We start from the raw sequence: 25,773 nt of genomic DNA, 5'->3' as shown, positions 1-25,773 counted from the left end.
GAATCACCAAACCGCTTCAATGGTTTGGTTTTATGAGAGAACGGGCCGAAGCGGGTTTGGTTTTCCAGGCATTCTGTTTTCGGCCCTCGCCGGGCGATAGAGCGCCAGCGCGATCACCACGAATTTGGTCATCAGCGTCGTCTTGGAGGCAATGCTTTCGGAGGTGTTGAGCAGGATGAGCCAGCCCAGCATCGGCAGCCAGATGCCCGGATGGCAGCGGCGCGCGACCTCGTGCATGAACAGCGCGAAGCCGAAGAAGATCAGGAGCGTGAAGAAGGCGCCCTGGTAAAGCGTCAGGCGCAGGATCGGATTCTCGATGCCCTGCTCCAGGCCGCTGATGCGGCGCATGCTGTCGAGCAGGTCGACATCAGGCCCGACGATCAGGTCGCGCAGCTCCAGATGCCTGAAGAGATCGAACATCTCGACGCGGGCATTGGCGCTGCCGCTGTCGGAGACGAAACGTTCGAGCAGCGCATCGAAGAAGCCGTAATAGCCGGCGAGCGCGATCGCCAGCGGCAGCAGCGCGGCGAGCATGATCACCAGCGCGGCGCCCAGAAGGTTGACGCGCCCGGTCCTGAGCTGCGCCAGGCCCTGGATGAGCAGATAGACGCCACCGAGCAGGATCGTCAGCACCATGCCCGAGCGGCCGCCGAAGGCGACCAGGGCGCAGAACTGCAGGCCGACAAGCGCCAGCCTGAGCGCCGCCGACAGGGAACGCGAGCCCGAGAGCAGCGACAGCACATAAATCGACGTGACCGTGGCATTGGAGAGCGGATGGCCCTGCAGCGCGGTGGAGCGCAGATCGTTGACGAACACCGCGCCGTCGAACCTGTAGGGGAACACGAGATGCTTGGTGCCGAACTCGAACAGCGCCAGCAGGGCATTCACTGTCATGACGGCATGGATGACAAGCCGCAGCCAGGCAAAGGTCTTCTCGTCATCCTCGCTGAGCAGCAGCACGAGCAGCGCGGGCGCGACGAAAGTATCGATCATGCCGGCCATGCCGGGACGCTGCCTGAGGATGACCACGAAGAGAAGCACCGTCGAGATCACGGCCATCAGCATCGTTGCCGGCCGCTTGTTGGTGACATGGACAGCATAGCCGATCGGATTGCCGAAGGTGCAAGAGCGCCAGACGAAGACCAGCACGAAGAGATAGGTGGACGGATGGATCTTGCTCAGCGGGCTGCCCTGCAAGCCGTCGTAGTTGTAGCCGGCCAGCCACAGCATGCCGCCGGAGATGGAAAACAGAAGCAGCACCGCCACGATGATGCCGAGACGGGTCAGCGTGTCGACCGGGACAGTGCGCGGGCCCGCCATGCCATAGCCCGGAGCCGGGACAGGCCGGGCAGGCCCCGCCATGATCGAGGCCATGTCAGGCCGCCTCGTCGACCAGCATGGCGCCGGTCGGCAGCCGCCCCATGACAGAGACCGCTTCGGAAGTAGAGGCGACGTCGCGCATCGGCGTTGCGTTCAGCCTGGCCACGAGCAGTATCTCGTCGGCCATGGCGACCAGCGGCAGGACATTGAGATCGTCCGCCAGCGCGCCGCCGTCGACGACGACGAGCTCGAAACTGCGGTTGGCCTCGGCCAGCATGCGGTGGGCGAAATAGAGCGCCTGGGCTTCCTGGAACACCGCGGTCGGCCGGCCCCTGCCGACCAGCGCCACCGAAGAGCCGGGCGCGTAGCGGCTGACCGCCTCGAGCGGATACTCGCCACGCAGCACGTCGAGCACGCCGGGCTGAGGGTCCTTCTGGCCCTTGCCGGCATTGATGTCGATAAACAGCACGCGACGCCCCCTGGCCGCCGCGGCGTTGGCGAGCTGCCACGCAACCCTCGACCGCTGCGCCTTGTCCTCGGGCGGCGACGCCACCAGGATCGAGGGCACCAGCGGCCAGTCGGGCGGGCGCCTGGTGGCGGCGGCGATGCGCTGCAGCGCGAGCCCGGCCACGGCATCGGTCTTCTGGGCGGAGCCCGAGCGGCGGCGCCCCCTGCCCGGCAACACGCCCAGCACCGGCGCCTCGATGGCCGACTGCATCTGGTTGGCGGACAGCACGGTCGGCGACAGATATTCGGCGATCAGCGCCATGCCGACGCCCAGCGCCAGCCCGCCGAAGATGGCGCCGAAGATAAGCAGCCCCTTCGGCGGCCAGCTCTTCTTCAGCGCCGGCATGGCCTGCGAGATAATGCGGGCGTTGGTGCTGTTGACACTGGTCTGCTCGCGCGTTTCCTGGGCGCGCTGCAGATAATTGGCATAGACGGTGCGCACGGCATCGAGGTCACGCTGCAGCTCGCGCAGCCTGACCGATGCCTGGTCGGTGTCCAGCGACTTGCCCTTCAGCGACGCGACCTTGGCCTCCAGTTCCTTCTGGTTGGCCAGGGCGCGCTGGTAATCCGTCTCGGCGGCGGCGACGAGGCGGCCGAGCTCGCGGGAAATCAGCTTGCGCAGGTCGCTCAGCTGCTGCTGCGCGGAAATCATCGAGGGGTGGCGCGGCCCGAGCGCGGTGCCGAACTGCGAGATCTGATCGACGAGCGTCGCCTCCTGCGCCCTGAGGCTGGCGATCACCGGCGAGCGCATCGCCTCCGACGTCGCGTCCGGCGCGCTGCCCTGACGGCGCAGCTGGTCGACCTGCGCCTTGAGCTGCGCGGTGCGCGTCTGGGCGGCGGTCAATTGCGTGTTGAGGTCGGTCAGTTCCTGGTCGCTCACCAGGTTGCCGGCCGCCATCACCATGTTGTGCTCGGCCTTGTATCTCTCGACCGCGTTGGCGGCCTGCTCGACGCGCTTGCGCTGGTCCTCCAGCCGGGCGCTGATCGCCTCGGAGGCGTCGGCGGCGGCCTTCGAGCGGGCTTCCGCCTGGTCGTCGAGATAGGCCTGCGCGATGGCGTTGGCGAGTTCAGCCGCCAGATCGGCGCTCTTGGCGGTGATGATGATGTTGAGGACCAGCACCTTGTCGTCGCGCTTCACCGCCAGGCGGCGGCGCAGCGCGTCGAGCGTCTCAGCCGTCCTGTCGCCGTCGCCGGAGCCGAACAACATGCCGAGCCAGCCGCCGAGCCCGCCCTGCCCGTTGAAGTCCGGGTTCTCGGTCAGATTGGTCGCCTTGATGGCGCGCAGCAGGACGCCGTTCGACTGAGCCACGCTCACCTGGCTTTCGACCTGGGTGATGCCGCCATCGGGAGAAATGCGGCTCGGATTGACGTCGTTGGTGACGACCTGGAGGTCCTGCGGATCGATGATGATCTGCGCCGTCGAGGAGTAGAGCGCCGGCGTCAGGAGGCTGTAGACAAGCGTCAATGCGGTGAGCAGCGCGGTGACGGCGAGGATCAGGAAACGGCGCCGCAACAGGATACGACCGAGATCGCCAAGCTCGACCGTGGCGTGCGCAGGCGCGTGCACATAATAGGCCTGCGCCGGCGCAATCGCCTCCGGAGCGTTCTGCTGAGGCACCATGAGCAGGGATGGTTGCAAAGGTCGCTCCGACAACGCTCCATCGGCCGGCAAGGATGAGAATGCGGCGTTGGCCTAGCTATTCCCGGCAACGATTAAAACACTGTTAATTATGTTCATAAATTGATGCCGCGCTGGCACGAAGTTTGCACTTACACAGTAGAATTTAAGTGCAGCCTAGATTGGAGACATCGTGCGCATGCGGCGGAAGCTTGACCTGGCCAGCAGGGCCGCCGGCACCGGATATGGGGCGTACGGGGATCGGCCATGCGCCTGACCCTGCGCCTCAACGGCGATTGCGTGCGCGCTTTCCATGTGGCGCTAGCCGAACGGCTGTCGCGGCTGCCCGGCGTGGAGTTTGCCGTAGATGCCCGTCCGGCGCCCGGCGGTGTGCCGCGCAGCGCCGAAGCGCTGTTCCAGCTTGAGACGCTCATCCATCGCCTGCCCACCAATGGGACGGCAAAGCGTGTGCCGCTTTCGACACTGGCCAGCCATGCGAGGCCATCGGCGCCCGCCGATCTCACGATCGATCTCGTCGGCGATATCGAGCCGCAGGGCCGACGGGTCTGGCGCCTTGCCTATGACGGCATTTGCGGCGAAGAGGCCCTGCTGGCGCTGATCCTCGCCGGCCGCACGCCGCTCGTCCGTCTGGAACAGAACGGCGCGACGGTCTCCGAGGGACGGCTCGGCACCGAATATCACGGCATTGCGCTGGCCTCCTTTCAGGACATGCTGGCGCGCACCGCCGGCCTGATCGTCGCGGCGGTCAACGGCGCCGCGCGCTCGTCGCTTCCGGTGTTGCCCGAACCGTCGTCGGAGGCGCCGGCCCCCGCCATGCCGTCGGCCACGAAGCTCGGCGTGCGGGCGGCCAAGGCGATGGCGCGCCGCATCGTCCAGCAGATCTACCACCTGTGCTACAACGCCCCGCATTGGCGAGTCGGCTGGCGTGAGACCGGCGGCAAGGACCTGTACGAGCTGCGCGCCCATCCGCGATCCGGCTGGCGCGATCTGCCGGACGACGGCAGCCGCTTCTACGCCGACCCGTTCCCGGTGCTCCATCGCGGCCAGGTGACGTTGTTCGTCGAGGATTACATCCACCGCACCGGCAAGGCGATCCTGTCGGCGGTGGCTTTCGGACCTAACGGACCGGCGGGCACCCCAAAGCCGGTGCTGGAACTGCCCTATCACCTCTCCTACCCCTTCGTGTTCGAGCGTGACGGCCAGATGTGGATGGTGCCGGAAAGCTCCGCCAACCGGACCGTCGACCTCTACCGCGCCACCGCCTTCCCGGGCGGCTGGGTCAAGGAAGCGACGCTTCTGTCGGACATCGTCGCCAGCGACGCAACCCTCACCGAGCATGGCGGGCGCTGGTGGATGTTCGCGACTGTGCGCGACGGCGGCGGCGCCTTCTCGGATCAGCTGCATCTGTGGTCGGCGCCGGATTTCCGCGGACCCTGGGCGCCGCATCCGAAGAACCCGTTGCTGATCGACGTCGCCTCGGCGCGGCCGGCGGGCCACATGGTCAACCGCGGCGGCCAACTTTTGCGCCCGGTACAGGACTGCCGCAGGAGCTACGGCGCCGCGCTTGGCATCGCGCGTGTAACACAGCTTGACGAGAGCGGCTTCGAGCAGGTCGTCGAAACGATCCTCAACCCAGGCGCCAGCTGGGCCGGCCGCAAGCTGCACACGCTCAATGGGGCGGGCGGACTGGAATTTGTCGATGGTTCGGCAATGGCGCCGCGCTGGAAACGCACGCAGAGGCAGGACCCCATGCCCGCGAGCGGTGGAGAAAAGACATGAGCATCGCAGAGGATCGCGAAACGCCTGCCGTACCGGCCGGCCGGACAGAAGTCGAGGTGGCGATCGTCGGCGCGGGACTCGCCGGAACCGTTCTGGCGACAACGCTCGCCAAGGCGGGTCGCAAGGTAGCGCTGGTCGACCCGCATCGCATCCATCACGACGAATTCCGCGCCGAGAAAACCCGCGCGGAGCAGATGGCGCTGTTCGAGAAGCTCGGGCTCGGCCCGGTTTTCAGGTCGCTCGTCACGCCGATGACCGATCTCCATGTCTTCCGCTTCGGCCAGCTGTTCGAGCGCAAGCAGACCTGGGAATACGCCTTTTCCTACGCGCCGCTGGTCAACGGCCTGCGCGCGGCGTTGCCGCCGCAAGTGCCGCTGACGGTAGGCAAGGTCGCCGAAGTCTCGACCGGACCGGACCGGCAGCGCCTGGTGCTCACCGACGGCTCCGTCATCGAAGCCAGGCTCTTGGTGGTGGCCACCGGTTACAGCGAGGCGGTACGGCGCGCTATCGGCGTCGAGCGCATCGAGGAATCGAAGGCGCATTCGCTGTCGATGGGGTTCGATTTCGCGCTCTCGCCGCAGGAATTCGGCCTGCAGTCCCTAACCTTCTACGCAAGGCGGGTCGCCGATCGCATTGCCTTCCTTACCATTTTCCGGATCGGCGAGCGGATTCGCGCCAACATGTTCGTCTACCGGACCGTCGCCGATCCGTGGGTGCGGGCGTTCCGCGAAAACCCGCAAAAGATCCTGCTCGAACTGATGCCGGAGATTGCCGCGCGGTGCGGCAACTTCGCGATCGCCAGCGAGGTGGAAGTGAGGCAGGTCAGCCTGACGACGACGCAGGGACACCGCCGCGACGGCGTCGTCTTCATCGGCGATGCGTTCGCCACGACCTGCCCGGCACAAGGCGACGGCATTCACCGGGTGCTCACCGATGTCGATCGCCTCACGGCACACATCCCCGCCTGGTTCGCAACGCCCGGCATGGCAGCCGACAAGATCGGCGCGTTCTACGACGATCCGGTCAAGATCGCCGCCGACGAAAAAGCCCTGCGCGCCAGCATATATGCCAGGCGGATCACCACCGAAACCGGACTGGAATGGCGGCTGCGCCGCCTGCGCAACAACACCGCGCGGCGGCTGATGATCTTCGCCCGCCGGTTCCGGGAGGCGGGAAGGCCGAGCGACGCCGCGCCTGGGTTAACAGGAGCTGCTTTCGACCGCACAGACAAGGCAGGTCAGGAATTGACCGCCGGGCCGCGCCTGGGACCATAATCGTGAGTGAGCTTACGAATCCGTAAGTCGCGGCCCCCGGCAAAGCTGATCTAGTTTCACGATTGAGCAGTGTCTCCTGCTCGGCGGGACAGCACTCCCGTCGCATCAATGGCCCGCTGCCGCCTCGATTGGTTCGGCAGCGGGCTGTCGCCAGGCGGCCAGCACAAAGCGCATTAACCTAATTTTTCGTTGCTACCTGGCTCGCGCCTGAGTTGCTTGAGATTGTTTGTACCACCTAAGATATATTCACGGCATGAGCTGTGGAGCGCAAACATGAACATCCTGCAGGATCACGAAACACCTTCCGTCAAGGCTGGTTCGGTCCAAGCCGAGGTGGCGATCGTCGGCGCCGGGCTGGCGGGCACGAGCTTGGCCGCGGTGCTGGGCAATGCCGGCCGAAAGGTGGCGCTGATCGACCCCCATCTGGTCCATCACGACGAGTTCCGCGCCGAGAAGATCGGCATGAAGCAAATGCAGGCGTTCGAGAAGCTTGGGCTCGGGCCTGCTATCAGGCCTTTGGTCACGCCGGTGACCGGCACCCATGTCTTCCGCCTCGGCCAATTTTTCGAGCGCGAACGGAAATGGGAGTTCGGTTTCTCCTACGGCGCGCTGGTCAATGGGATGCGGCATGCCTTGCCGGCGGAAGTTCCGCTGACTGTGGGCAAGGTTGCCGAGGTCTCGACCGGGCCGGACCAGCAGCGCCTGGTTCTCGCTGACGGAACCGTCATCGAATCCCGCCTTCTGGTAGTGGCCACCGGCAACGGCGAGGCTGTGCGACGTGCCATCGGCCTGGAGCGTATCGAGGAATCGAAGGCGCACTCGATGTCGATCGGGTTCGACCTGGCGATCACGCCACGGGAATGCGCCTATCCGGCGATCATCTGCTATCCTCGGCGGCCGGCCGACCGGATCGCCTATCTCAGCGTCTTCCCGATCCGCAACCGTATGCGGGCAAACCTGTTCCTCTACCGTACCGTGGCGGAGGATTGGACGCGAGCGTTCCGCGAAAATCCGCAAGCCGTGCTTTGCGAGGTGATGCCCGAGGTGGCCGCGCAATGCGGAAATTTCGCCGTTGCCAGTCCCATCGAGATAAGACAGGTCAGCCTGACGACGACCAGGGCGCATCGCCGCGCCGGGGTCGTCGCCATCGGCGATGCGTTCTGGACGACATGCCCGACGCCCGGTGTCGGCATCAACCGCGCGATGACGGATGTCGACCGGCTCGCTTCGACCTATATTCCCGCCTGGCTGGAAACGCCCGGCATGGACGTGGACAAGATCTGCGCCTTCTACGACGATGCCGTGAAGGTAACCACCGACCAAGCCGGCATGCGCTCCAGCATCTACGCCAAGCGGATCACCACGGAGACCGGGCTCGAATGGCGGCTGCGCCGCCTGCGCAACAACACGGCGCGTCAGTTGATGATCCTTGGCCGCAAGATAAGCCGCGAAGAGCTGCCGGCGCCGAGCGCGGCGTAAGGCGGAGATCCCAAGCGCAGACAGGTTGGCCGGGAAAGCACCCTCTCCGCCTTGCCGGGCTTTCGTCGTTCGAAAGCAGTTGGCTTCCCGTTCGCTTTGCAAACCGCTCCTCAACCCCGCGAGATTGGCTGTACCATCGCTTCGCCCTATCTTCAGACTCCAACGAGGACGAAGACCATGACCCGCATCCGGGCGATGACGAGGAGCGACCTGGTCGAGGTGTCGCGGCTGCTCGGCCAATCCTGGCGGCGGACTTATGCGCCGATCATGGGCGACGAGACCGTGGCCAGGCTCTCCGACGAAAGGCATGCGCCGGAAAAGCTCGCGGCCGAGCTCGACGACGAGGACAAGATGTCCTTCGTCGCCGAGCGTGCCGACGGCTCGATCGCCGGCTACGCCATGGCGGCGATGGACGCTGAGGGCGACGTGACGCTGGAGCGGCTCCACATCGAACCGCAGACGTTCGGCAGCGGCCTCGCGGTCGACCTTCTGCATGCGGTGCTTGCCGCGCATGCCGGCGTCCCGAGCATCGCGCTGGAAGTGGTCGAGGGCAACGAGCGCGCAATCGCCTTCTACCGCAAGCACGGCTTCGAGGTGGTCGAACGCCGGGAGGCGGCACACGGCGTTGGCGGCCACGCCTCGCTGATCATGCGCCGCATGCTGTCGATGGCTTAGATCAAGCAGCCGCCCGCATGCGCAGCGCCTGCATTACGCTGTCCTCGAAAACGCCCGGCGCCCTGCCCGCCTCGGCCAGTTGGGCCGCATCCCAGCTTCGGCTCAGACTGCCATCGGCCATCAGCACCGCGCGATTGCAAAGCGCCGGCACCGCCTCCACCACATGGGTCGAGACGATCGCGGCATGACGGCCGCTGACGCAGAGCGCGGCGATGACCCGCTTCACCTCCCAGGCGGTAACCGGGTCGAGGCCGTTCAACGTCTCGTCGAAGATCAGAAGCGGAGGCCGGCCGAGAAGCGCCGCGACGATCGCGACCTTGGCACGCGTGCCGAGCGAATGTTCGGCGATCGGGCGATCCATCCAGCGATCGAGCTCGAGCCGCTCTAGAAGGTCGGCGCCCGGCAGATCGTTTGGCGCGCCGCCGCGGATCGAGGCGACGAGTTCGATATACTGGCGCCCCGAAAGCGTCGCCGGCAGTTCGTGCGGCTCGATGGCGAGGCCGAAGCCGGCCTTGGCACGTTCCGGCGCGGCGGCCAGGTCGACGCCGCCGATCGTCACGCTCCCGCCGAGCAACGGGATCTGGCCGGTGATCGCCCTGATCAGCGTAGACTTGCCCGAGCCATTGGCGCCGAGCAGGCCGAGTATATCGCCCCGGCGGAGCGAGAGATCGATGCCGCACACCACGGCGCGCCCGCGATAGCCGGCGCTGAGCCCGTTGACGGCGAGGACTTCAGCCATTGCGATACCTCTGTCGGGTTCGGTGCCACAGGAAGAACACCAGCGCAGCCAGGCCGACCAGCACGGTGCGGCCATATTCGAGCGTCTCGTAGCTGGCATAGGCGAGCGCGCCGGCGAAGCTCAGCATGGCGACGAAGGGCGCATTGAGGAAATAGGCGCCGAACACCGCATAGGCGCCGTTCAGCACCAGCAGCCAAAGGCCGCTCGCGACCGGCACGGCCCATGCCGACGGCTCGGCCGCGAGCGCCGCGCCCGCCGGCAGCAGGAAGAAGGCGAGCGACAATTGCAACGGCAGCCGCACCAGCCGCAGCCACACGCGGCTGAAGCCGATGGGCGCCGTGCGCAGCACCGGCGAGCCGAGCGGCTGGCAGCGCAGGCTGAGCATGAAGACGAGAATGCCACCCGCAAGGCCCGCGACCGCAGCCGGCCCGGCCGTGCGGCCGGCAAGGCTTGCCCATGCGCCAAGGATCGCCGCGACCGCGAGCAGCAGGCCGGCCGCGGCGAGCTTCCATGACGGCCGCAAAAGGCCGCCCGGCAGTTTCCAGGCCCAGCTCGAAAGCCAGCGCGGGCGCGCCCGGTCGAGGCGGCGTAGCCAGGGCCTTCCAGCCGGCGCCGCTTCACTTGCAGCCTCATCGATGAGAAGGTATGGCCGACGCAGCCGCCAAAGGGCGGCCGTGCCGAAGCCCAAGGCAAACAGAATAGCCGACCCCAGGCTCCAGGCCGCCGGCAACGGCTTTCCAATGACGGCGCAGGCGAAGGCGACCGACGTGGCGATCGTCAGCGTGAGTGGAAGACCAAGCGCGAAGGCTCCCGCCGCCGCCATGCGACGACGCTTCGCGGCAGCGAGCGGCAGCGCCTTGAGGAAGGGAGCAAAGGCGCGGGCGAGGCAAAGCCCCGACGTCGCATTGCCGGCCAGGCATCCCAGCGCGGCGAAAGTGATTGGCAGCCCGAGCACCCATAGAAGCTGGTCGTCCCGCAGTTTCGGTGCCGCGGCATGCAGAGCAATGACGATATCGGCGATCGCATAGGCCAGCAGCCCACCGCCGCCGAGCCCGATCCAGGCCAGATCGCGGCGTCGCGTGGCGCGCAGCCCGGCGACGAGCTCGCGCCAAAGCAATATCAGGACAAGCCTGTCGTGCCGCATTGGTCCCTTCACCACTGTGGATCGCCAGGCAAGGATGGCGACGATTGCGCCGTCAATAGGGCCAGCGCTGGACGCTTTGTCTCCCGGCCCTATAATTTAGCCGGATTGAGAATTTGGTCGGAGAGAATTGATGAGCCTCGGCAAACACAAACTCGGCAGCCAGGGGCTCGAAGTCTCGGCCATCGGCCTCGGCTGCATGGGCATGAGCCAGGCCTACGGCCCGGCCGACGAGGCGGAGTCGATCGCGACGCTGCACCGGGCGATCGAGCTCGGCTGCACCTTTCTCGACACGGCCGAGGTCTACGGGCCGTTCGTCAACGAGGAACTGCTTGGACGCGCGCTGCAAGGCCGGCGCGACCAGGTGACGATCGCGACGAAATTCGGCTTCCGCATCGTCGATGGCAAGCAGTCCGGCACTGACAGCCGGCCGGACCATATACGGGAGGTGGTGGAAGCTTCTCTGAAGCGGCTCGCCACCGACCGCATCGATCTGCTTTACCAGCACCGCGTCGACCCCGCTGTGCCGATGGAGGATGTCGCGGGCGCGGTCGGCGAACTGGTGACGCAGGGCAAGGTGCGCTTCTTCGGCCTGTCGGAGGCGGGCATTGCCAACATCCGCCGCGCGCATGCGGTGCATCCCGTCACAGCTCTGCAGAGCGAATATTCGCTCTGGGAGCGCAATCTCGAGCCCGAGATCATCCCGGCGCTGAAGGAGCTCGGCATCGGCCTGGTGCCGTTTGCGCCGCTCGGCCGCGGCTTCCTAACCGGCGACGTCAAGCGCGCGGAGGACTATCCCGAGGGCGATTTCCGGCGCGGCGACCCGCGCTACCAGGGCGAGAATTTCGACCTGAATGTCGCGGCAGCGGCCGCGGTGCGCGACATCGCCAACGCCAAGGGCGTCAAGCCCGGCCAGATCGCGCTCGCTTGGCTGCTCGCGAAGGGCCTGGATTTCGGCATTGACATCGTCCCGATCCCCGGCACCAAGCGGCGAACCTATCTGGAGGAGAACGTCGCGGCGGCCGACATCACGCTCGACGCCACCGAGATGCTGGGGCTCGATATGGCGCTGACGCCCGACAAGGTGTCCGGGCCAAGGTATAACGAACGGACGATGTCGCTGGTGGACCGGTAGGCGTTATCCAGCCCAGCCTACTTCTTCTTGCAATCCGCCATCGCCTCCATCGCTTTCCTGGCCTCCCCCTCGCTGGCGTATTTCTTCTTGCCGAGGTCGACGACAAGCGTGCCGTCGGGCTTCTTCGGCACGATCTCGCACTGCTTCGAGACCGCATCCCGGGCGACCCAGTATTGCTCGGCCGCCAGAGCAGGCGGGCTGACGCTGCCAGTGGCGAGGATTGCGACGGCGATGGTGCGAACCATTGCGGATCTCCATGGTTGGACCGCGAAGCAGGGCGGCGCCGATGAGGCGACCCCGACACGCTGCCTTTGGAGAACGCCTTGTCCCACGGCTGTGTTCCGGTGGCTCAGGCGTGCGAATGCGGATCGATGCTGTAAGGATGCACCGGATAATCCGGGCCGATCGCCTCGCTGACGCGCGCCATCCAGGCACCGACCGCCGGATAGTCGGCAAGCTCAAAACCGCAATCTTCTGCGCGGTGGGCGTAGGCATAAACAGCGATGTCGGCGATGGTGAGCGCGTCGCCGACCAGGAAAGGCGTGTCAACCAAGCTGCGCTCCAGCGCGCCAAGCGCGCGCGCGCCCGCTTCGCGCTTGCCGGCAACCAGCGCCTGGTTGCGCTCCAGGCGGCCGGTCAGCGTCCAGAAACGCAATGAGCCGATGACCGGCTCGACATAATACTGCTCGAAGAACAGCCACTGCATAACCTTGGCGCGGGCAAGCCGGTCTGCCGGCAGATAGGACGTGCCTTCCGCAACGAGCACGAGAATCGCGTTGGATTCGGCGATCGCCTGGCCATTCTCCACGGCGAGCACCGGAACGGCGCCCGCTGGGTTGAGCTTGAGGAAGGCTTCAGTTCGGCTCTCGCCTTCGAAGATCGAGACGATGCGGGTTTCGTAGGCGACGCCGAGCAGGCCGAGCAGGACGCGAACCTTCCAGGCATTTTGCGAGGGGAGATAGTCGTAGAGCGTGAGCATGGAGTGGTCCTCGGTGTGGTGGGATGGCTTCGCATGGGGTGGCGGGATGCGCCACCCGATTCAAGCATTCGCGGCCCAACGGCGAAATTCGGGGCGAGGCCCCCCTGGCATGCCGGCCATCTCGCCCGCAAGGCGAAGATCGGCATCGACGCTTTGCCCTCACCGCGCCGCAATATCCTTCGCCACTGCCTGCGCCTCGATGCCGATTTCGCGCAGCAGTCCGGTGACGGGGTTATAGAACCCGACGAGATAGACGCCGAGTTCCGTCGCGCGGGCGGTCACGCCGCTTTTGCCCGGGCTAAGCTCCGCCGGCAGGAAGGCGTCATAGCCGGGGCGGTAGCCGGTGGCGAAAATCGCCGCGTCGAATTTCTTCTCGACGCCATTGGCGAATTCCGCGCCATCCTCGGTGAAGCGCGCAATGTCCGGCGCGATGCCGATCCGACCCTGCTTGATCGCCGCCACCGTGCCGACATCGATCACCGGGATGCGGCCGGCATCGATCCCTTGCAGGATGCCCTGCTTCGGCCGCACGATGCCGTACTTCTCCAAGCGGCCCAGCGCCAGGTCGAGGATCTTGGGAAACATCCAGTCGTTCAGCGCCCGCGGCATCGGCCGGCTGGCGATGCCCACCATCTGGATTGGCACGCCGAACAGCTGGCGCGGCACGATATGGACGCCCTTGCGCACCGAGATGGTGGGGTGAGCGCCGCTTTCGGCCAGATCGAGCGCGATCTCCGCGCCCGTGTTGCCCATGCCGATAACCAGCACGTTCTTGCCGACATAGGGTGCGGCTTCCGTGTAGGCGGCGCTATGCAGCACTTTGCCCTTGAAAGCTTCGATGCCGGGGAAGCGTGGTGTGATGGGCTCGGCATTGTTGCCCGTGGCGACGACCACCTTGCGGGCATTGAAAGGGCCGGCATCGCTCTCGACCACGAGCTTTCCGCCCTCACGGCGGATGGATTTCACGGTGACGCCGAAGCGCGGCCTGAGCCCGAAACGCTTGGCATAGGCGTCGAGATAATCGACCACTTTTTCGCGCGGCACATAGCGCGGGTGGCTCTTCGGGAACGGCACGAAAGGCAGCGACGAGAAGGACTTCACCGTGTGCAGGTGCAGCCGCCGGTAGTGCCGGCGCCAGGAGGGCGCAACCTCGTCGGCCTTTTCAAGGATGATGAAATCCTGCCCCGCCTGTTTGAGGCAGGCGGCGACTGCGAGCCCGGCAGGCCCGGCGCCGACGATGACGACATTGGTGTCCAAAGACCTCTCCTCCCGCCCAAGCGGCAAAAGCTATGACGGGAGGTGGCCGGGCGACAAGTAGGGAGAAGCACCTAGAGGACGTCGCTGCCCCTACTCCATCGCACCGGGCGTCTCGGGCTCGTCCTCGGGCGGTTCGAGGATCTCGATAAGCTTCGCCACGCGGGTGCCGGGCATGGCGTGGCCTTCATTGACCAGCGCCTCGTCGGCGCCGATCCAGGCGAAGGCCTCGCGCAGTTCCTCGAGGCTGGCGCCGGTGAGCGCGATGTCGGCAATGACGGCCTCGTCGACCGGTCCAAGCACGGAAATGATCTCGTTGCGGGTCATCTTGTCCTCCCCCATAGGTCGGGATGATTGCCCAAGGAAACGACCGGCGGGTGGAGCAGGTTCCGATAAACCGCTTGCCGGCTTCTTCCGAACGAGGCCCAATGCTATGGCTCGCCCATGAAGCCAGCCCTCCTCCTTGCCGCCCTGCTCCTGTCCACGCCGGCCCGCGCAGACTGGAAGCCAGTCGAAAAAATCGACACCTATGCCGTCTCGGGCCAGACGGCAGAGCAGCTCTATCTCTCGATCGGGGAGAAAGGCCCGCTGATCGGCACGGCCGGCAACGCGCGGCGCGTCATCGCGCATACTTTCTTCAAGCTGACATGGCAGCGCGATTACCAGCCGCAAGGCAATGCCTGCGTGCTGAAGACGGCGCGACCGAAGCTCATCATCACCTATACGCTGCCCAAGCCGGCGGGGAAACTCGCGCCCGCCTTGCAGGCGCGCTGGGACATATTCGCCGCCGGGCTGATCGCGCATGAGAAGGTGCACGGCGCCGGCATCGTCGACATGGTGGACAAGATCGTCGCCTTCAGCACCGGACTTACCGCCGAGAACGATCCGGGCTGCAAGAAGGTCAGGGCCGAGCTGACGGCCTATCTCGACCAGCTCTCCAAGGCCCAGCGCCAGGGCAGCCGCGACTTCGACACGAAAGAGTTCGGGCAAGACGGCAACATGCTGAAGCTGATCGCGGCGTTCCTGGGCGCTCCGCCTAGAAACTGATCTCCACCGCGGCGGCGCTTCGCTTGGCCTCGCCGTGGAACACCGCCTCGATGTTGTTGCCGTCGGGGTCGAGCAGGAAGCAGGCGTAATAGCCCGGGTGGTAGCGGCGTTCGCCCGGCGCGCCATTGTCCTTGCCGCCGGCGGCGAGCCCCGCCTGGTAGAAGGCATCAACCATGGCGCGATCCCTAGCCTGGAAGGCGAGATGATGGCGGCCTGTGAGCACGCCGAGCGCCGCGCGGCTGTCGGCGCTGGAGACGAACAATTCGTCGGCCCAGAAATAATCCCGCGCCTCGCCGCCGATCGGGATGCCCAGCACTTCGAACAGGGCGCCATAGAAACGCCGGCTGGCCGCAAGGTCGCGCACCACGAGCTGGATGTGGTCGATGAGCCGGCCGCGATAGAGTTCCATGAGAGCGTTCTCCTCGTTGCAGCGGTTCAATCTAGAAGGGCCCACAGTCCGGTCAACGTGGGTGCGGAATGCTGCTGACAATTTGAAGGCCGGCGAGTCAGCGCGCCCAAGCAGGCGGCGGTCGCTGGCCCAAAAAAATCCGGATAAAAAATGCAACCGGATTTGTAGGATCGGCTGCCGCCCCGGCGTCCTTAGGACGCAAGCGGAGCGGTGGACTGGAAAAACCGTGCCGCATCAAACAGGATGCCTTACGGCATGGAGCAGAACCATGAACCATTCCTATCGTTGGGTCATCGTCGCGGCCGGCGCGCTGATGACCTGTGTGGCGCTCGGCGCCATGTTTTCGCTGGCGATCTTCCTGGAGCCGATGTCGCTCGACACCAACTGGTCGCGCACCGGCATTTCCAGCGCCATGACTTTGAACTTCCTGGTCATGGGCCTCGGCGGTTTCGCCTGGGGAGCGATCTATGACCGGGTCGGCGCCAGGCCCGTGGTGCTTGCCGGTGCCGTGCTGCTTGGCCTGTCTCTGGTGGTGGCGAGCCGGGCCACCTCGCTCATCGTCTTCCAATTGAGCTACGGCGTCATCGTCGGATTGGCGGCCAGCGCCTTCTTCGCGCCGATGATCGCGCTCACCACCGCCTGGTTCGACACCAACCGAAGCCTCGCCGTCTCGCTGGTCTCGGCCGGCATGGGCGTGGCCCCGATGACGATCTCGCCTTTCGCGCGCTGGCTGATCACCGCCTATGACTGGCGCACCGCCATGTTCGATATCGGCGTGATGGCCTGGGTGCTGCTGCTGCCCGCCGTCTTCCTGGTGCGCCAGCCGCCGGCGGCGGTGGCGGCGAGCGACGGTGCGCCGGCGCCCGTCACCGACGATCCCGGCATGAGCGTCGGCCAGGCGCTGTGCTCGCCGCAATTCATCGTGCTGGGCTTGACCTTCTTCGCCTGCTGCGCGGCGCATTCGGGCCCGATCTTCCACATGGTGAGCTATGCCATGTCCTGCGGCGTGGCGCCGATGGCGGCTGTGTCGATCTACAGCGTCGAGGGGCTGGCCGGGCTCGGCGGGCGCGTGCTCTACGGCGTGCTCGGCGACCGTCTGGGCGTCAAGCCGGTGCTGGTGGCCGGGCTCGCTATTCAGGGACTGGTGATCGCCGCTTACCTCACTGTCGGCCAGCTCGAGCAGTTCTATCTTCTGGCCGTCATCTTCGGCGCCACCTATGGCGGCGTCATGCCGCTCTACGCCGTGCTGGCGCGCGAATATTTCGGCCTGCGCATCATCGGCACCGTGCTTGGCGCGGCCACGATGCTCTCAAGCCTCGGCATGTCGCTTGGGCCGCTCGCCGGCGGCATGATCTACGACGCCACTGCCAGCTACTATTGGCTGTTCATCGGCTCGGCACTGATCGGGCTGGGCGCGGCCGGCATCGCCATTGCCTTCCCGCCGCAGCCAAGCCGGCAGAAGCTGCAGATGGCGTAAGGAGCCTCGTTCCTCGCCTCCGCCAGGCGGGGGCGAGGAACTTGCGGGAGATCGGACGCTCAGCCGGTCCCCGTGCCCGTGCGAACCGCCTCGCGGTCGCTCTCGTCGCGTTTCACCCGCTCGTCGGAAATCAGCACCACCGGGCATGGGCTGCGTCGCAGGACGCCCGTCGTCGTCTCGCCGAAGATCAGCTCCTCGCCCTGGCGCCGTGCCACGCCCATGACGATCAGCACCACGTTGCGGCTGGCCTGGCGGGCAATGGCATCGGCGGCGGCGGCCCTCGAGCGGATCGCGGTCTCGATCTCGACGCCATAGCGGTCGGCGAGCGCAACGATATCCTTCAGCACCGCCTCCCTGCGGCGATGCGAGACGGTGTCGCGCGGCTCCTCGCGGCCGGCACGGGCGACATAGAGCATCTTGACCGGCGCGCCGGTGACGGCGGCGATGGCCAGGGCGAGCTCGGCGCCGCGGCGGGCAACCGCCGTGCCGTTGACCGGCACCAGTATCTTGCCTGAATCCGGGCCGAGCCGTGGGATCTGGCGACCTGCCGTCGCCGGCTTCAGGACAAGACAAAGCGGACCGTCGAAGGAGCCCGTCACCTCGTTCAGCCGATGCGAGAAAGCGCCCTTGGAGGTGACCGCGCGGCCGAGGCCGACGAGCAGCATGCCGTAGCCCTTGCGCGCCTCCTTGGCGACAGCCTCGGCCGAAAGCACTTCATGCTGGCGGCGGGTGACCGGCGCTTCGCGCACCGGCGTCTCGTCGGATTTCTTGGCCGCCTCGCGGCTGTCCTCCGCACCTTTCTCCATCTCTTCCAGATGCAGGCCTTCCGTCGGCTCGGCATCGATCTCGCCGCTGGAATGCAGCACCGTCGTCGGCTTGCCGGCGCCGATGACGCCGGCGAGATAGGCCGCGAAGCGGCCGACCACGCCCTCGTCGACCACCACCAGCAGCCGCTCCAGATTGGCGACGAAGCCGCGCTGGTCGATCTCCTCACGCTCCAGCCGCTTCTTCTCGGCCTCGCCGATCGGCAGCCGGCCCAGTGCCCAGCGCAATGTCGGCGGCATGGCCAAAGTGGTGATGACCGCCATGGTGACGATCATGGTGAAGAGGTTATGCGACAGCACGCCCATCGACAGGCCGATCGAGGCGACGATCACTTCCGTCGAGCCACGCGCATTCATGCCGCAGCCCACCGCAATGCCCTCGGCGCGGCTCATGCCGGCGACCTCGGCGCCGATGAAGGCGCCGCCGAACTTGCCGATCGAGGCGATCACCACCAGCGCAACCGTGAGCAATGCAAGCTGCGGATCGGCCAGCACGGTAAGGTCGGCCGACAGGCCGGCGACGCCGAAGAACACCGGCATGAACAGGGCCGTGATGATGCCACGCAATTGCCCTTCGATATGGCGCGACAGGATCGGCGACTCGCCCACCAATATGCCGGCGACGAAGGCGCCGAGCACGGTGTGGACGCCGATCAGATCGGTGATTAAGGCCATCACACCCATGATGGCGAGGATGACGGTGACCACCGCGTATTCGGAGCGGAAGGTGTCGTTGGTCCAACGGATGGCGTCGAAGACGATGCGGCGTCCGAGCGTGAAGGAAAACGCCATGAAGAGGGCGACGCCGGCGATGGTGAAGGCCAGGTTGCCGATCTCGATCCGTCCCTTGGTAGCGATGCCGATGGTGATGGCGATGATCACCCAGCCGATGGTGTCCTCGATTATGGCCGAGGAGACGATGACCTGGCCGAGGTCGCGGCGCATGAAGTTCATGTCGCGAACCACCATGGCGACGATCTTGACCGAGGAGATGGAAAGCGCGGTGCCGAGGAACAGCCCGGCGACGATGCGCTCGCTGCCCGCGGCAAGCAGCGTGTCGGGCATGAACTGCGCGGCTATGAAGCCGAGCGCGAAGGGCACGGCCACGCCCGCGGCCGAGATGGAAAAGCAGGCGCGGCCGACAGGGCGCACGAGCCGCAAATCCGTCTCCATGCCGGTGAGTAACAGCAGCATCAGGACGCCAAGCTGAGCGATGGCGTTGATCATCGATTTCTGCGACGGGTCGCCGGCGAAGATCAGCCGCTCGGCCGCCGGCCAAACCCAGCCGAGCAGCGAAGGCCCGAGCAGGATGCCGCCGATCAACTGCCCCATCACCGCCGGCTGGCCGAGCGTCTCCAGCACTTCGCCGATGCCGCGGCCGACGACCAGGAGCAGGATCAGCTCGGCGACGAAAATTCCCTCCGAAGACATGCCGGTCTTCTCGGCGGCGAAGGCGATGGCGGGTATCAAGGTGAGCGCCGCGGCACCAACCGCAATCCAGACCGACAGCGACCGACGCCGATTGAGCATTTTGGACAATTTATGCACCCCTCATTCCTCGCACCGGCACAACGGTTTGGCCAGAGGATCGGTTGCACGGGGGTATGCCAGCCGTTTGCGCGCCCCTCTCCGTCGCTTCGCGGCACTCCCCGCCATTGGCGGGGGCCAGGAAAGCTCCCTACAATTCTAATCAAATGCCACCGCCGATCTTTGCTTCCCGGTAAAGCGACTCGACGATGTTGGCCGCCAAGGCGGGGCAATAAGGAGAAGCTAATGAAAAGCGACTTTGCCGCCGCCCACCTCCACCTCGACCGGGCATGCCACTATCTGCGTGGCGACGATGAAACGAGCCGCGCGGCGCTTGCAGCGCTCGACCTTGTGATCGAGGCCGTGGCGGCCGCCCAGCATGCCAGGCCGATGGCTGACGTGCTGCCCTTTCCGCGGCGCGCGAATGGCGGTCTCCCCCCGCTTGCATCCTGACTTATCCGCCTGAAAAGGCGGGAACATTCCGGCTGGCCGCACGTTGTAGAAATCGGGGTGTGGCCGGTCGATATCAAGGCGAGGACGGCCGGCCATGACGGTGGGAGGCGCATGGCAGAATGTCCCAGACAAAGGCCGCAAACTCCACTGGTGCGGCGGTGGCAAAGTCGCCAGAAGCGGCTGCGCCGGCAAGATCCACAGAGAAGGCAGCACCGCCGCGGGCGTCCGACACGCTGGCGCTGAAGCTCAGCTCTTCCGAATTCACCACGACGCTGTCGCATTTCCATCGTGCCGAGATCGCCCGCATGGCCGGCTGGCGCGACCGGCTCGACCGCACCAGCAACTGGGCGATCACCGTGGTGGCGGCGATGCTGTCGGTATCGCTGTCGACACCGAGCGCGCATCATGGCGTGCTTTTGTTCGCCATGTTGCTGATCACGCTATTGTTGTGGATCGAAGCGCGGCGCTACCGTTTTTTTGACGTCTACCGCGCCCGCGTGCGGCAGTTCGAGCGCTACTACTTTGCCCAGATCTTTTCGCCGCAGCCGGACTATGCCTCCAATTGGCTCGCCATTCTCGGCGAGGGCCTGCGCTCGCCGCGCTTCCTGATCACGCAGCGCGCGGCGCTGATCCGCCGTCTGCGCCGCAACTACATCTTCATGTACACGATCCTGCTGCTTGCCTGGATCCTCAAGATCACTACGCCAAGCTTGTCGCGCGAAGGCTCGCCCATCGGCTTCGGGGCATCGCTCATCGACACCTTCAGGGTGGCGACGCTTGGGCCTATCCCGGGCGTCGTCGTCGTGTGCGGCGTGGCCGCCTGCTATCTCGCGCTGCTTGCCGCCGCTTTCCTGATCCGCGCCGATGACGGGGAGCTGTCTTTCGGCGACGTGCATGTGTGAGGGACAACGTAAGCCCCTCGGCCATGCCTGATGCAGCGCGCCGCGGGATCACAATCCCGGCGGCCTGACAAAGCCTTCGGTCAGCCGCGTCAGCGCCTTGGCGGTGGCGAGCAACTTCATGTCCGAATGCCGGCGGCCAACGAGCTGGATGCCGATCGGCAAGCCTTCGCGATCGAGGCCGACCGGCATGACGACGGCCGGGTGACCCGACAGATTGAAGCGGCAGGCGTGGCTGAGCGCGCTCCAATAGGGCGTCTCGACACCGTCAACCGGAATCGGCATTCCCATCTCCCGGTGGCGGAAGGCGGTGCACATCATCGCCGGACAGACGAGCACGTCCCAGTCGCCGAAGAAACGCTCCCAAGCGTAGATGAATTCGTCGCGCTGGTTGAGCGCCTCCAGATAGACAGACAGTGTGGGAGAGTTCTCCGGCGGTGACTGGAAGGCTTGCGAGTACCAGGTGATGAAATCGGAAAACAGCGCCCGCTCGGCGGTGAAATCATGTGACGGCAGGGCTTGGCCGAGCCTTGCACCGCCAATGTCGATCGCAGCGGCAAAACCGGCAATCGTGTCGGCAATATCGCGAGCGGTCGGCACGCCGGGGAATTCCGGCGCGAAGGCTACGCGCAGCCGGTCGAGCGGCGGCTCCGGCTCCTCGTCCGTCTTCACCGGCGGCACTTCGGTGTCGAGGCCGTCTGGACCAGCGATGACGCGGTGGGCAAGGATGAGATCGTCGACGTCGCGTGCCAGCGGCCCGATGTCGAACAGCAATCGAAAGCTGCGCGGCATGTCGGGTGGATCGGCATAGCTGCCGGTGATGGGCACCGAAGATTGCGTCGGCTTGAAGCCATAAATGCCGCACAGATGCGCCGGCACTCGGACCGAGCCGCCGGCGTCACTGCCGATCTCTAGCGGCGTAAGTCCCGCGGCGATCGCCGCCGCCGCGCCGCCGCTGGAGCCGCCCGGTGTGCGCGTGACATCCCAGGGATTTTTGGTGCGGCCGAAGATCGAATTGACGGTCTGTAGGTCGCGCAGCCGCGACGGCACATTGGTCTTGCCGATGATGATAGCGCCGGCCTTGCGCAGCCTGGCCGCGACTGTGCTGTCGGCGGTCGGAACATAATCCGCCCAAGCTGTCATGCCGACCGTGGTGCGCATGCCGGCCGTGGCGTGACCATCCTTCAGAGTGACCGGCACACCGTGAAGCGGCCCGATGGCGTCGCCCCGCGCGATCGCCTCATCGGCTGCCCTAGCGCCGCCGCGCGCGGCCGTTTCGTCGAGGGTGACGATGGCGTTGAGGACTGGGTTGACGGCGGCGATCCGCTCCAACTGGGCCGCCATCACCTCGGTCGCGCTGACGCGGCGCTCACGGATCGCCGCCGCCAGTTGGGTGGCGGTGAAAAAGGTGGTGTCGGCGGCAAGAGTGGCGGTCATCTGCGGTTCCTCCCTGGTCAGGGGAGTAAGGCAGTAGGGCAGTAAGGCAATAGGGATCGGTCGTCAGCGGATTTTCCCTACTGCCTTACTCCCTTACTGCCCTACTGCCCGCCCATCTCCTTCTTGAAGGTCTCGAAATCGACCTGCATGCCGTTGAAGATGGTGCTCCAGTGGCGCGTCAGCGCCGCCATGGCGACGGCCTCCTGGATCTCCTCGTCGGTGGCGCCGGCGTGCTTGGCGTTCTCGGTGTCCGACCAGATGCAGTAGCTGCACGGAATTTGGGCGGCGACCGCCAGCGAGATCAGCGACTTCTCCTTCGGCGTCAGCGCCGTCTTGTCGCTGAGCTCGATGGCCTTGACCTCGGCCCAAGCGCCGGGCAGACCGGCCTTCGGGAACTGTTTGACGAAGCTCGGCACGCCGCCCATCGTCGACTGGATATCCTTGAGGGCGGCGTCGTAATCGTCGGCGCGAGCGAGAAGCGGGGTGGCGAGCATGGCGAGCGAGCCGAGAACAACGGCGCGGCTCAATCTAACTGTGAAAAAAGCAAACATCGGGATTCCTCCTTGCTTTGGTTGACGCGCCGGGAACCGGCCGCGTGACCCAAAAAGGATGATGTGGCGGATCGAAAAGTTCGCCGGGCGTGCGAACTTCACGAAGATGTCATTCCTCGAGGCGCGGCGGCCGTTCGGAGGTGTGGACGCGCATGAGGCGCACCTGGCGCTCGCCATGGACCAGGACGATGGCGAAGCTCGGCGGACAATGGAACGGGTTCTCCGGCGGATTGACGAAGTCGCCCTCGATCACGGTGACATTGGCGCTGGCCAGCGCCCGCACCGGCTCGTGGCGAACGCCGGCACTGACATCCTCGTCGATGGCCTCGCCGAAAAGGTGACGCCCAATGCCACGCGGCCCGTCGGCGAAGGCGATGTCGAGATCTTCGGCATAACGGGCAAGCACCCGCTCCTTGCCGCCGTGCTGCAGCGAGCGGTATTCCTCGGTGTAGAAGGCCAGCCGCTCGGCCACCAGCCTGTGGTGCTCCCTGTCGGGCAGGCCGGCCGATGCAAGCAGCAGTTCCGAAAGCCTGATCTTGGCGTCGGACAGCCGGCTGCGCACAGTGCCAACCGGCACGCCCAAGATGGCGGCAATCTGCTCATAGCCTGGCGAACTGCCGAAATAGCGCAACATCACCGTGGCGCGTTGCATTTCCGGCAGATGCGCCAGCGCCGCCCAAACCCAGTCGCGCAGGTCGCGACTTTCGATACGACTCTCGATGCGCTCCTCGTCGGCGAGCTCGCGGAAGGCACGTCCGGTTTCGGCCGGCCCGGCGCAGGGGCGACGGCGGCGCAGCGTCATCAGGCAATGGTTCCTGAGTATCGAATGCAGCCAGCCGCCGACGGCGGCGGGATCGCGCAGGCCGTCCAGTCGGGCGAGCGCGGTCAGGAAGGTATCGTGGACCGCATCCTCGGCATCGCCGGTGTAGCCCAGCATGGACAAGGCGATGGCATGGAGTTGCGGGCGATAGCGCTCGAACAAAACGCCGAAACCATGTGCCTCGCCAAAGCGCGCAGCCATCACCAGAGCCGCATCAGGTTGGCCCCGGGAGGAATTAGAACCAGCTTGTCCCATAGCCTGATCCCCTGCCCTGATCGCATCACAAAGAACAGGATGCCGTGATGGATCGGAAAGTTCGGATTCCTTCGTCCATCGACTCGAACTCTTCTAATTCAACGACAGAACCGTGCGGAACTCCTGGGTCGTGTTGCGGCTCGGATAGGGGGCGTCCGGCACGGGGACGCCGAGATGGGCGCAGAGCGGCGCCCAGCCGTCGCCGAGCTTGTGGACAAGCAGACGCTCGGCAGGCACGGCTTCCAGCACCGCTTCGACATTGGCCTGGTAGACGGCGATCGCATGGCCGCGATCCTGCGGCCGTCCGCCAAAGACCTGCTTGGAGACCAGCGCGATGCCCAGCGATTCCTGATCCGTGCTGCCGGCGATGACGGGCAGGATCGTCTTTTCGAAACTCTCCCACCAGATCTCGGGCGAGCGCCAGGTGAGGATGACGCGCGCTTGGGGATAGACGCCGATCAGTTCGCGCCAGTAATGCGCCGAACGCCAGTCGACGCAGGATTTGTATCCCGCGAAGAGCTGGGCCCAGTCGGGCGCGCCGCCTTTGGCCAGCGCCCGCCAAAGCCGCTTCTGCTCCGCATGCGCCATGACCTCCGACATATGGTGGCAAGGACCGAAGCCGAGCATGGTCAGCGCCTCACGCATCGAATCCGTGCCGGTCCGGCCGAAGCCGGTTCCAATCACCATCAGCGACATTGCTTACCCCTGCTCCGCTTCTCCCCACCTTCAAGCGGTTGCGGTCAACCTCCCTGGACCACGAGCCGGAGGCGGTTGCCCTCCGGATCCGCGGTCGAGATAACGCGACCATCCCTTTTCGCTTCTATGTCAGCCGCTTCGAGCCTGTGCTCCACGGCGGCGAGCTCCTGTGCCGAGCCAAGCTCGATGGTGAAATGGTCGAGGCCGGCCGCACCCGGCGGTGGCTCGCGCAGCTCGTCGCGCGCCCAGACGTTGAAGGCGATCATATGCGCGCGGCGCTCGGTGCCGCAGTCGAACATGCCGAAGCTCCGGGACTGGATATGCGGCCTGAAGCCAAGCACGCCGAGATAGAATTTCATCAGCATCTCGGGCGCGCGGGCGCGCAAATGGATGTGGCCGATGAAGGCGTCCCGCGCCATCTTGGGCTCGACATGGCCGGAATTGCCGAGGTCGCGCAGCAGACCCGACACGTCCAGCGGCTCCAGTCCGGAATGCGCGCTGCCGTCGACCGCGATCAGCGACACGCGGCCGTCGGGCGAGACTTCGCGGCGTAGCAAGCGTTCAGGCGTGTCGAAGCATATCTCGATGCCGTTGCCGGACGGGTCGGAGACGTAGAGCGATTCCGAAACAAGGTGATCCTGAGCGCTGTATCGCAACCCCGATGCTTTGAGGCGGGCGGCTGCATGCGCCAGATCGCGACGGCTGGTGACGTGGATGGCGACATGGAAGAGATCGCGCGACTTCTGCGGTAAGGCGATCTCGGCCCCGTCATGGAGCACGATCAGCGTCCGCCCGCTGGCGCCAAGCTCCGCCAAGGCGGCGTTTTCGCCAAGCAGCGCCAACCCAAGGGCGTCGCGCCAGACATTCAGGGATGCCGGCACGTCGGTAACCCTGAGATGGACCGGCCCGAGACGGGTCAGTGGAGACAGCAATCCTTCATCCATCGTCGTCTGTCCGATTGCGGCCTATGGCATATTAGCTGTTAACGAAACGACTGTCGCGCTCCAAGTTCGGGTTGACCCCTTCCCGGCGGGCGGCGACTATTGCGACGGCCGGTTTTCTGGAAGTGGTTCAGCAGGAGGAGATCGCATGGACGAGACCGAACAGTGGCGCAACATGGCGAGCGCGCCGCGGGACGGCAGCCGCATCCTGGTGACAGTGCGCTCCTCTGAGCAGGGACCGGCCGAAGTCGACATGGCCTACTGGTCGCGCGCCGACCAGTTCGGCGAGGAAGGTTGGCGGGCGTCGGACTCCTCGCCCGGCCGCATCGTCGAATATGCCGAGCCGGAGCTCAGATGCTGGATGCCGCTGCCGAGCGCCGGGCGCGGTTCGATGCCAAGCCCCTGGGAAGGCGACGACGTGCCACTGGTGGATGGGGAAGGGATCTAGCGGCGCGGCCCTTGGCGATTGGCGAAAGCCGCGGCGACTGCCAATCTCCCACCTCGCAGGGGAGATTG

Annotated in this window: 25 protein-coding genes; 10 read left to right on the top strand and 15 right to left on the bottom strand. The window is 65.9% G+C overall.

Features of this window, described 5'->3' with window-relative positions; translation table 11 throughout:
• Positions 1-30 precede the first annotated feature (30 nt).
• Together MJ8_RS13135 and MJ8_RS13130 are read right to left on the bottom strand one after the other, a co-directional pair.
• Positions 31-1,374, bottom strand: a complete 1,344-nt coding sequence (locus MJ8_RS13135; RefSeq protein ID WP_201414763.1) for a VpsF family polysaccharide biosynthesis protein — start codon at positions 1,372-1,374, stop codon at positions 31-33.
• Between the two features lies 1 nt (position 1,375).
• Entirely contained in the window at positions 1,376-3,466 is a 2,091-nt protein-coding gene (locus tag MJ8_RS13130) for a GumC family protein (protein WP_201414762.1), read from the bottom strand.
• Between the two features lie 246 nt (positions 3,467-3,712).
• Here MJ8_RS13130 and MJ8_RS13125 point away from each other — a divergent pair, with 246 nt between their 5' ends.
• The 4 genes from MJ8_RS13125 (at position 3,713) to MJ8_RS13110 (ending at position 8,673) form a co-directional block, all read left to right on the top strand.
• Positions 3,713-5,245 (top strand): formyl transferase, encoded by a 1,533-nt coding sequence (locus tag MJ8_RS13125; protein ID WP_201414761.1) that lies wholly within the window; start codon positions 3,713-3,715, stop codon positions 5,243-5,245.
• Complete coding sequence (locus tag MJ8_RS13120; RefSeq protein ID WP_201414760.1) at positions 5,242-6,519, top strand: FAD-dependent oxidoreductase; 1,278 nt, start codon at positions 5,242-5,244, stop codon at positions 6,517-6,519. Before MJ8_RS13125 ends, MJ8_RS13120 begins: the two co-directional genes overlap by 4 nt.
• Before the next feature lie 273 nt (positions 6,520-6,792).
• Positions 6,793-7,998: an FAD-dependent oxidoreductase gene (locus MJ8_RS13115; protein WP_201414759.1), complete on the top strand. Its 1,206-nt coding sequence runs from the start codon at positions 6,793-6,795 to the stop codon at positions 7,996-7,998.
• Positions 7,999-8,175: 177 nt separating this feature from the next.
• Positions 8,176-8,673, top strand: coding sequence for a GNAT family N-acetyltransferase (locus MJ8_RS13110; protein WP_201414758.1), 498 nt, complete (start codon positions 8,176-8,178; stop codon positions 8,671-8,673).
• 1 nt (position 8,674) lies between these two features.
• Here the strand turns inward: MJ8_RS13110 and MJ8_RS13105 are convergent, their stop codons facing one another.
• Both MJ8_RS13105 and MJ8_RS13100 read right to left on the bottom strand, forming a co-directional pair.
• Positions 8,675-9,412 (bottom strand): ABC transporter ATP-binding protein, encoded by a 738-nt coding sequence (locus tag MJ8_RS13105; protein ID WP_201414757.1) that lies wholly within the window; start codon positions 9,410-9,412, stop codon positions 8,675-8,677.
• The gene (locus MJ8_RS13100) at positions 9,405-10,556 is read right to left on the bottom strand and encodes a hypothetical protein (RefSeq protein WP_201414756.1); all 1,152 of its coding nucleotides are present in this window, start codon (positions 10,554-10,556) and stop codon (positions 9,405-9,407) included. The genes MJ8_RS13105 and MJ8_RS13100 overlap by 8 nt, the downstream gene beginning before the upstream one ends.
• Positions 10,557-10,686: 130 nt before the next feature.
• Here MJ8_RS13100 and MJ8_RS13095 point away from each other — a divergent pair, with 130 nt between their 5' ends.
• Entirely contained in the window at positions 10,687-11,688 is a 1,002-nt protein-coding gene (locus MJ8_RS13095) for an aldo/keto reductase (RefSeq protein WP_201414755.1), read from the top strand.
• Between the two features lie 17 nt (positions 11,689-11,705).
• Here MJ8_RS13095 and MJ8_RS13090 read toward each other — a convergent pair whose 3' ends face one another.
• The 4 genes from MJ8_RS13090 to MJ8_RS13075 form a co-directional block, all read right to left on the bottom strand.
• Positions 11,706-11,933 (bottom strand): hypothetical protein, encoded by a 228-nt coding sequence (locus MJ8_RS13090; protein WP_201414754.1) that lies wholly within the window; start codon positions 11,931-11,933, stop codon positions 11,706-11,708.
• A gap of 104 nt (positions 11,934-12,037) precedes the next feature.
• Positions 12,038-12,667, bottom strand: a complete 630-nt coding sequence (locus MJ8_RS13085) for a glutathione S-transferase family protein (protein WP_201414753.1) — start codon at positions 12,665-12,667, stop codon at positions 12,038-12,040.
• A 159-nt stretch (positions 12,668-12,826) separates the two neighbouring features.
• Positions 12,827-13,924 carry a flavin-containing monooxygenase gene (locus MJ8_RS13080; protein ID WP_201414752.1) on the bottom strand — a complete coding sequence of 366 codons (1,098 nt, stop codon included), beginning with the start codon at positions 13,922-13,924 and terminating at the stop codon, positions 12,827-12,829.
• Positions 13,925-14,014: 90 nt separating this feature from the next.
• Positions 14,015-14,248 carry a hypothetical protein gene (locus MJ8_RS13075; RefSeq protein WP_201414751.1) on the bottom strand — a complete coding sequence of 78 codons (234 nt, stop codon included), beginning with the start codon at positions 14,246-14,248 and terminating at the stop codon, positions 14,015-14,017.
• Between the two features lie 117 nt (positions 14,249-14,365).
• Here MJ8_RS13075 and MJ8_RS13070 point away from each other — a divergent pair, with 117 nt between their 5' ends.
• Complete coding sequence (locus tag MJ8_RS13070) at positions 14,366-14,968, top strand: DUF922 domain-containing Zn-dependent protease (protein WP_201414750.1); 603 nt, start codon at positions 14,366-14,368, stop codon at positions 14,966-14,968.
• On the opposite strand, the gene MJ8_RS13065 is transcribed toward MJ8_RS13070, so the two are convergent.
• Complete coding sequence (locus tag MJ8_RS13065; RefSeq protein WP_201414749.1) at positions 14,958-15,377, bottom strand: VOC family protein; 420 nt, start codon at positions 15,375-15,377, stop codon at positions 14,958-14,960. The genes MJ8_RS13070 and MJ8_RS13065 overlap by 11 nt on opposite strands.
• Positions 15,378-15,645: 268 nt before the next feature.
• Between MJ8_RS13065 and MJ8_RS13060 the strand changes: the two genes are divergently transcribed.
• Complete coding sequence (locus MJ8_RS13060; RefSeq protein WP_201414748.1) at positions 15,646-16,854, top strand: MFS transporter; 1,209 nt, start codon at positions 15,646-15,648, stop codon at positions 16,852-16,854.
• Positions 16,855-16,913: 59 nt separating this feature from the next.
• On the opposite strand, the gene MJ8_RS13055 is transcribed toward MJ8_RS13060, so the two are convergent.
• Positions 16,914-19,208, bottom strand: a complete 2,295-nt coding sequence (locus tag MJ8_RS13055) for a cation:proton antiporter (RefSeq protein WP_201414747.1) — start codon at positions 19,206-19,208, stop codon at positions 16,914-16,916.
• A 243-nt stretch (positions 19,209-19,451) separates the two neighbouring features.
• Between MJ8_RS13055 and MJ8_RS13050 the strand changes: the two genes are divergently transcribed.
• Both MJ8_RS13050 and MJ8_RS13045 read left to right on the top strand, forming a co-directional pair.
• On the top strand, positions 19,452-19,658 hold the full coding sequence (locus MJ8_RS13050) for a hypothetical protein (RefSeq protein WP_201414746.1): 207 nt from the start codon (positions 19,452-19,454) through the stop codon (positions 19,656-19,658).
• A gap of 119 nt (positions 19,659-19,777) precedes the next feature.
• Positions 19,778-20,560, top strand: coding sequence for a DUF2270 domain-containing protein (locus MJ8_RS13045; RefSeq protein ID WP_201414745.1), 783 nt, complete (start codon positions 19,778-19,780; stop codon positions 20,558-20,560).
• A gap of 48 nt (positions 20,561-20,608) precedes the next feature.
• Here the strand turns inward: MJ8_RS13045 and MJ8_RS13040 are convergent, their stop codons facing one another.
• The 5 genes from MJ8_RS13040 to MJ8_RS13020 all read right to left on the bottom strand — a co-directional run bounded on the left by MJ8_RS13040 (position 20,609) and on the right by MJ8_RS13020 (position 25,260).
• Positions 20,609-21,994 carry an amidase gene (locus MJ8_RS13040; RefSeq protein WP_201414744.1) on the bottom strand — a complete coding sequence of 462 codons (1,386 nt, stop codon included), beginning with the start codon at positions 21,992-21,994 and terminating at the stop codon, positions 20,609-20,611.
• A gap of 101 nt (positions 21,995-22,095) precedes the next feature.
• Positions 22,096-22,488, bottom strand: coding sequence for a carboxymuconolactone decarboxylase family protein (locus MJ8_RS13035; protein WP_225248306.1), 393 nt, complete (start codon positions 22,486-22,488; stop codon positions 22,096-22,098).
• Between the two features lie 166 nt (positions 22,489-22,654).
• The gene (locus MJ8_RS13030; protein WP_201414743.1) at positions 22,655-23,566 is read right to left on the bottom strand and encodes an RNA polymerase sigma factor; all 912 of its coding nucleotides are present in this window, start codon (positions 23,564-23,566) and stop codon (positions 22,655-22,657) included.
• Between the two features lie 147 nt (positions 23,567-23,713).
• Positions 23,714-24,316: a sulfotransferase family protein gene (locus tag MJ8_RS13025; RefSeq protein WP_201414742.1), complete on the bottom strand. Its 603-nt coding sequence runs from the start codon at positions 24,314-24,316 to the stop codon at positions 23,714-23,716.
• Between the two features lie 44 nt (positions 24,317-24,360).
• Positions 24,361-25,260 carry a VOC family protein gene (locus MJ8_RS13020; RefSeq protein WP_201414741.1) on the bottom strand — a complete coding sequence of 300 codons (900 nt, stop codon included), beginning with the start codon at positions 25,258-25,260 and terminating at the stop codon, positions 24,361-24,363.
• Positions 25,261-25,405: 145 nt separating this feature from the next.
• Between MJ8_RS13020 and MJ8_RS13015 the strand changes: the two genes are divergently transcribed.
• The gene (locus MJ8_RS13015) at positions 25,406-25,705 is read left to right on the top strand and encodes a hypothetical protein (protein WP_201414740.1); all 300 of its coding nucleotides are present in this window, start codon (positions 25,406-25,408) and stop codon (positions 25,703-25,705) included.
• Positions 25,706-25,773 lie beyond the last annotated feature (68 nt).

Origin of the sequence: Mesorhizobium sp. J8, assembly GCF_016591715.1 — a bacterium.
Taxonomy (GTDB): domain Bacteria; phylum Pseudomonadota; class Alphaproteobacteria; order Rhizobiales; family Rhizobiaceae; genus Mesorhizobium.
Note: the sequence above shows the minus strand (reverse complement) of the source record. Positions and strands in the feature narration are given on the sequence as shown.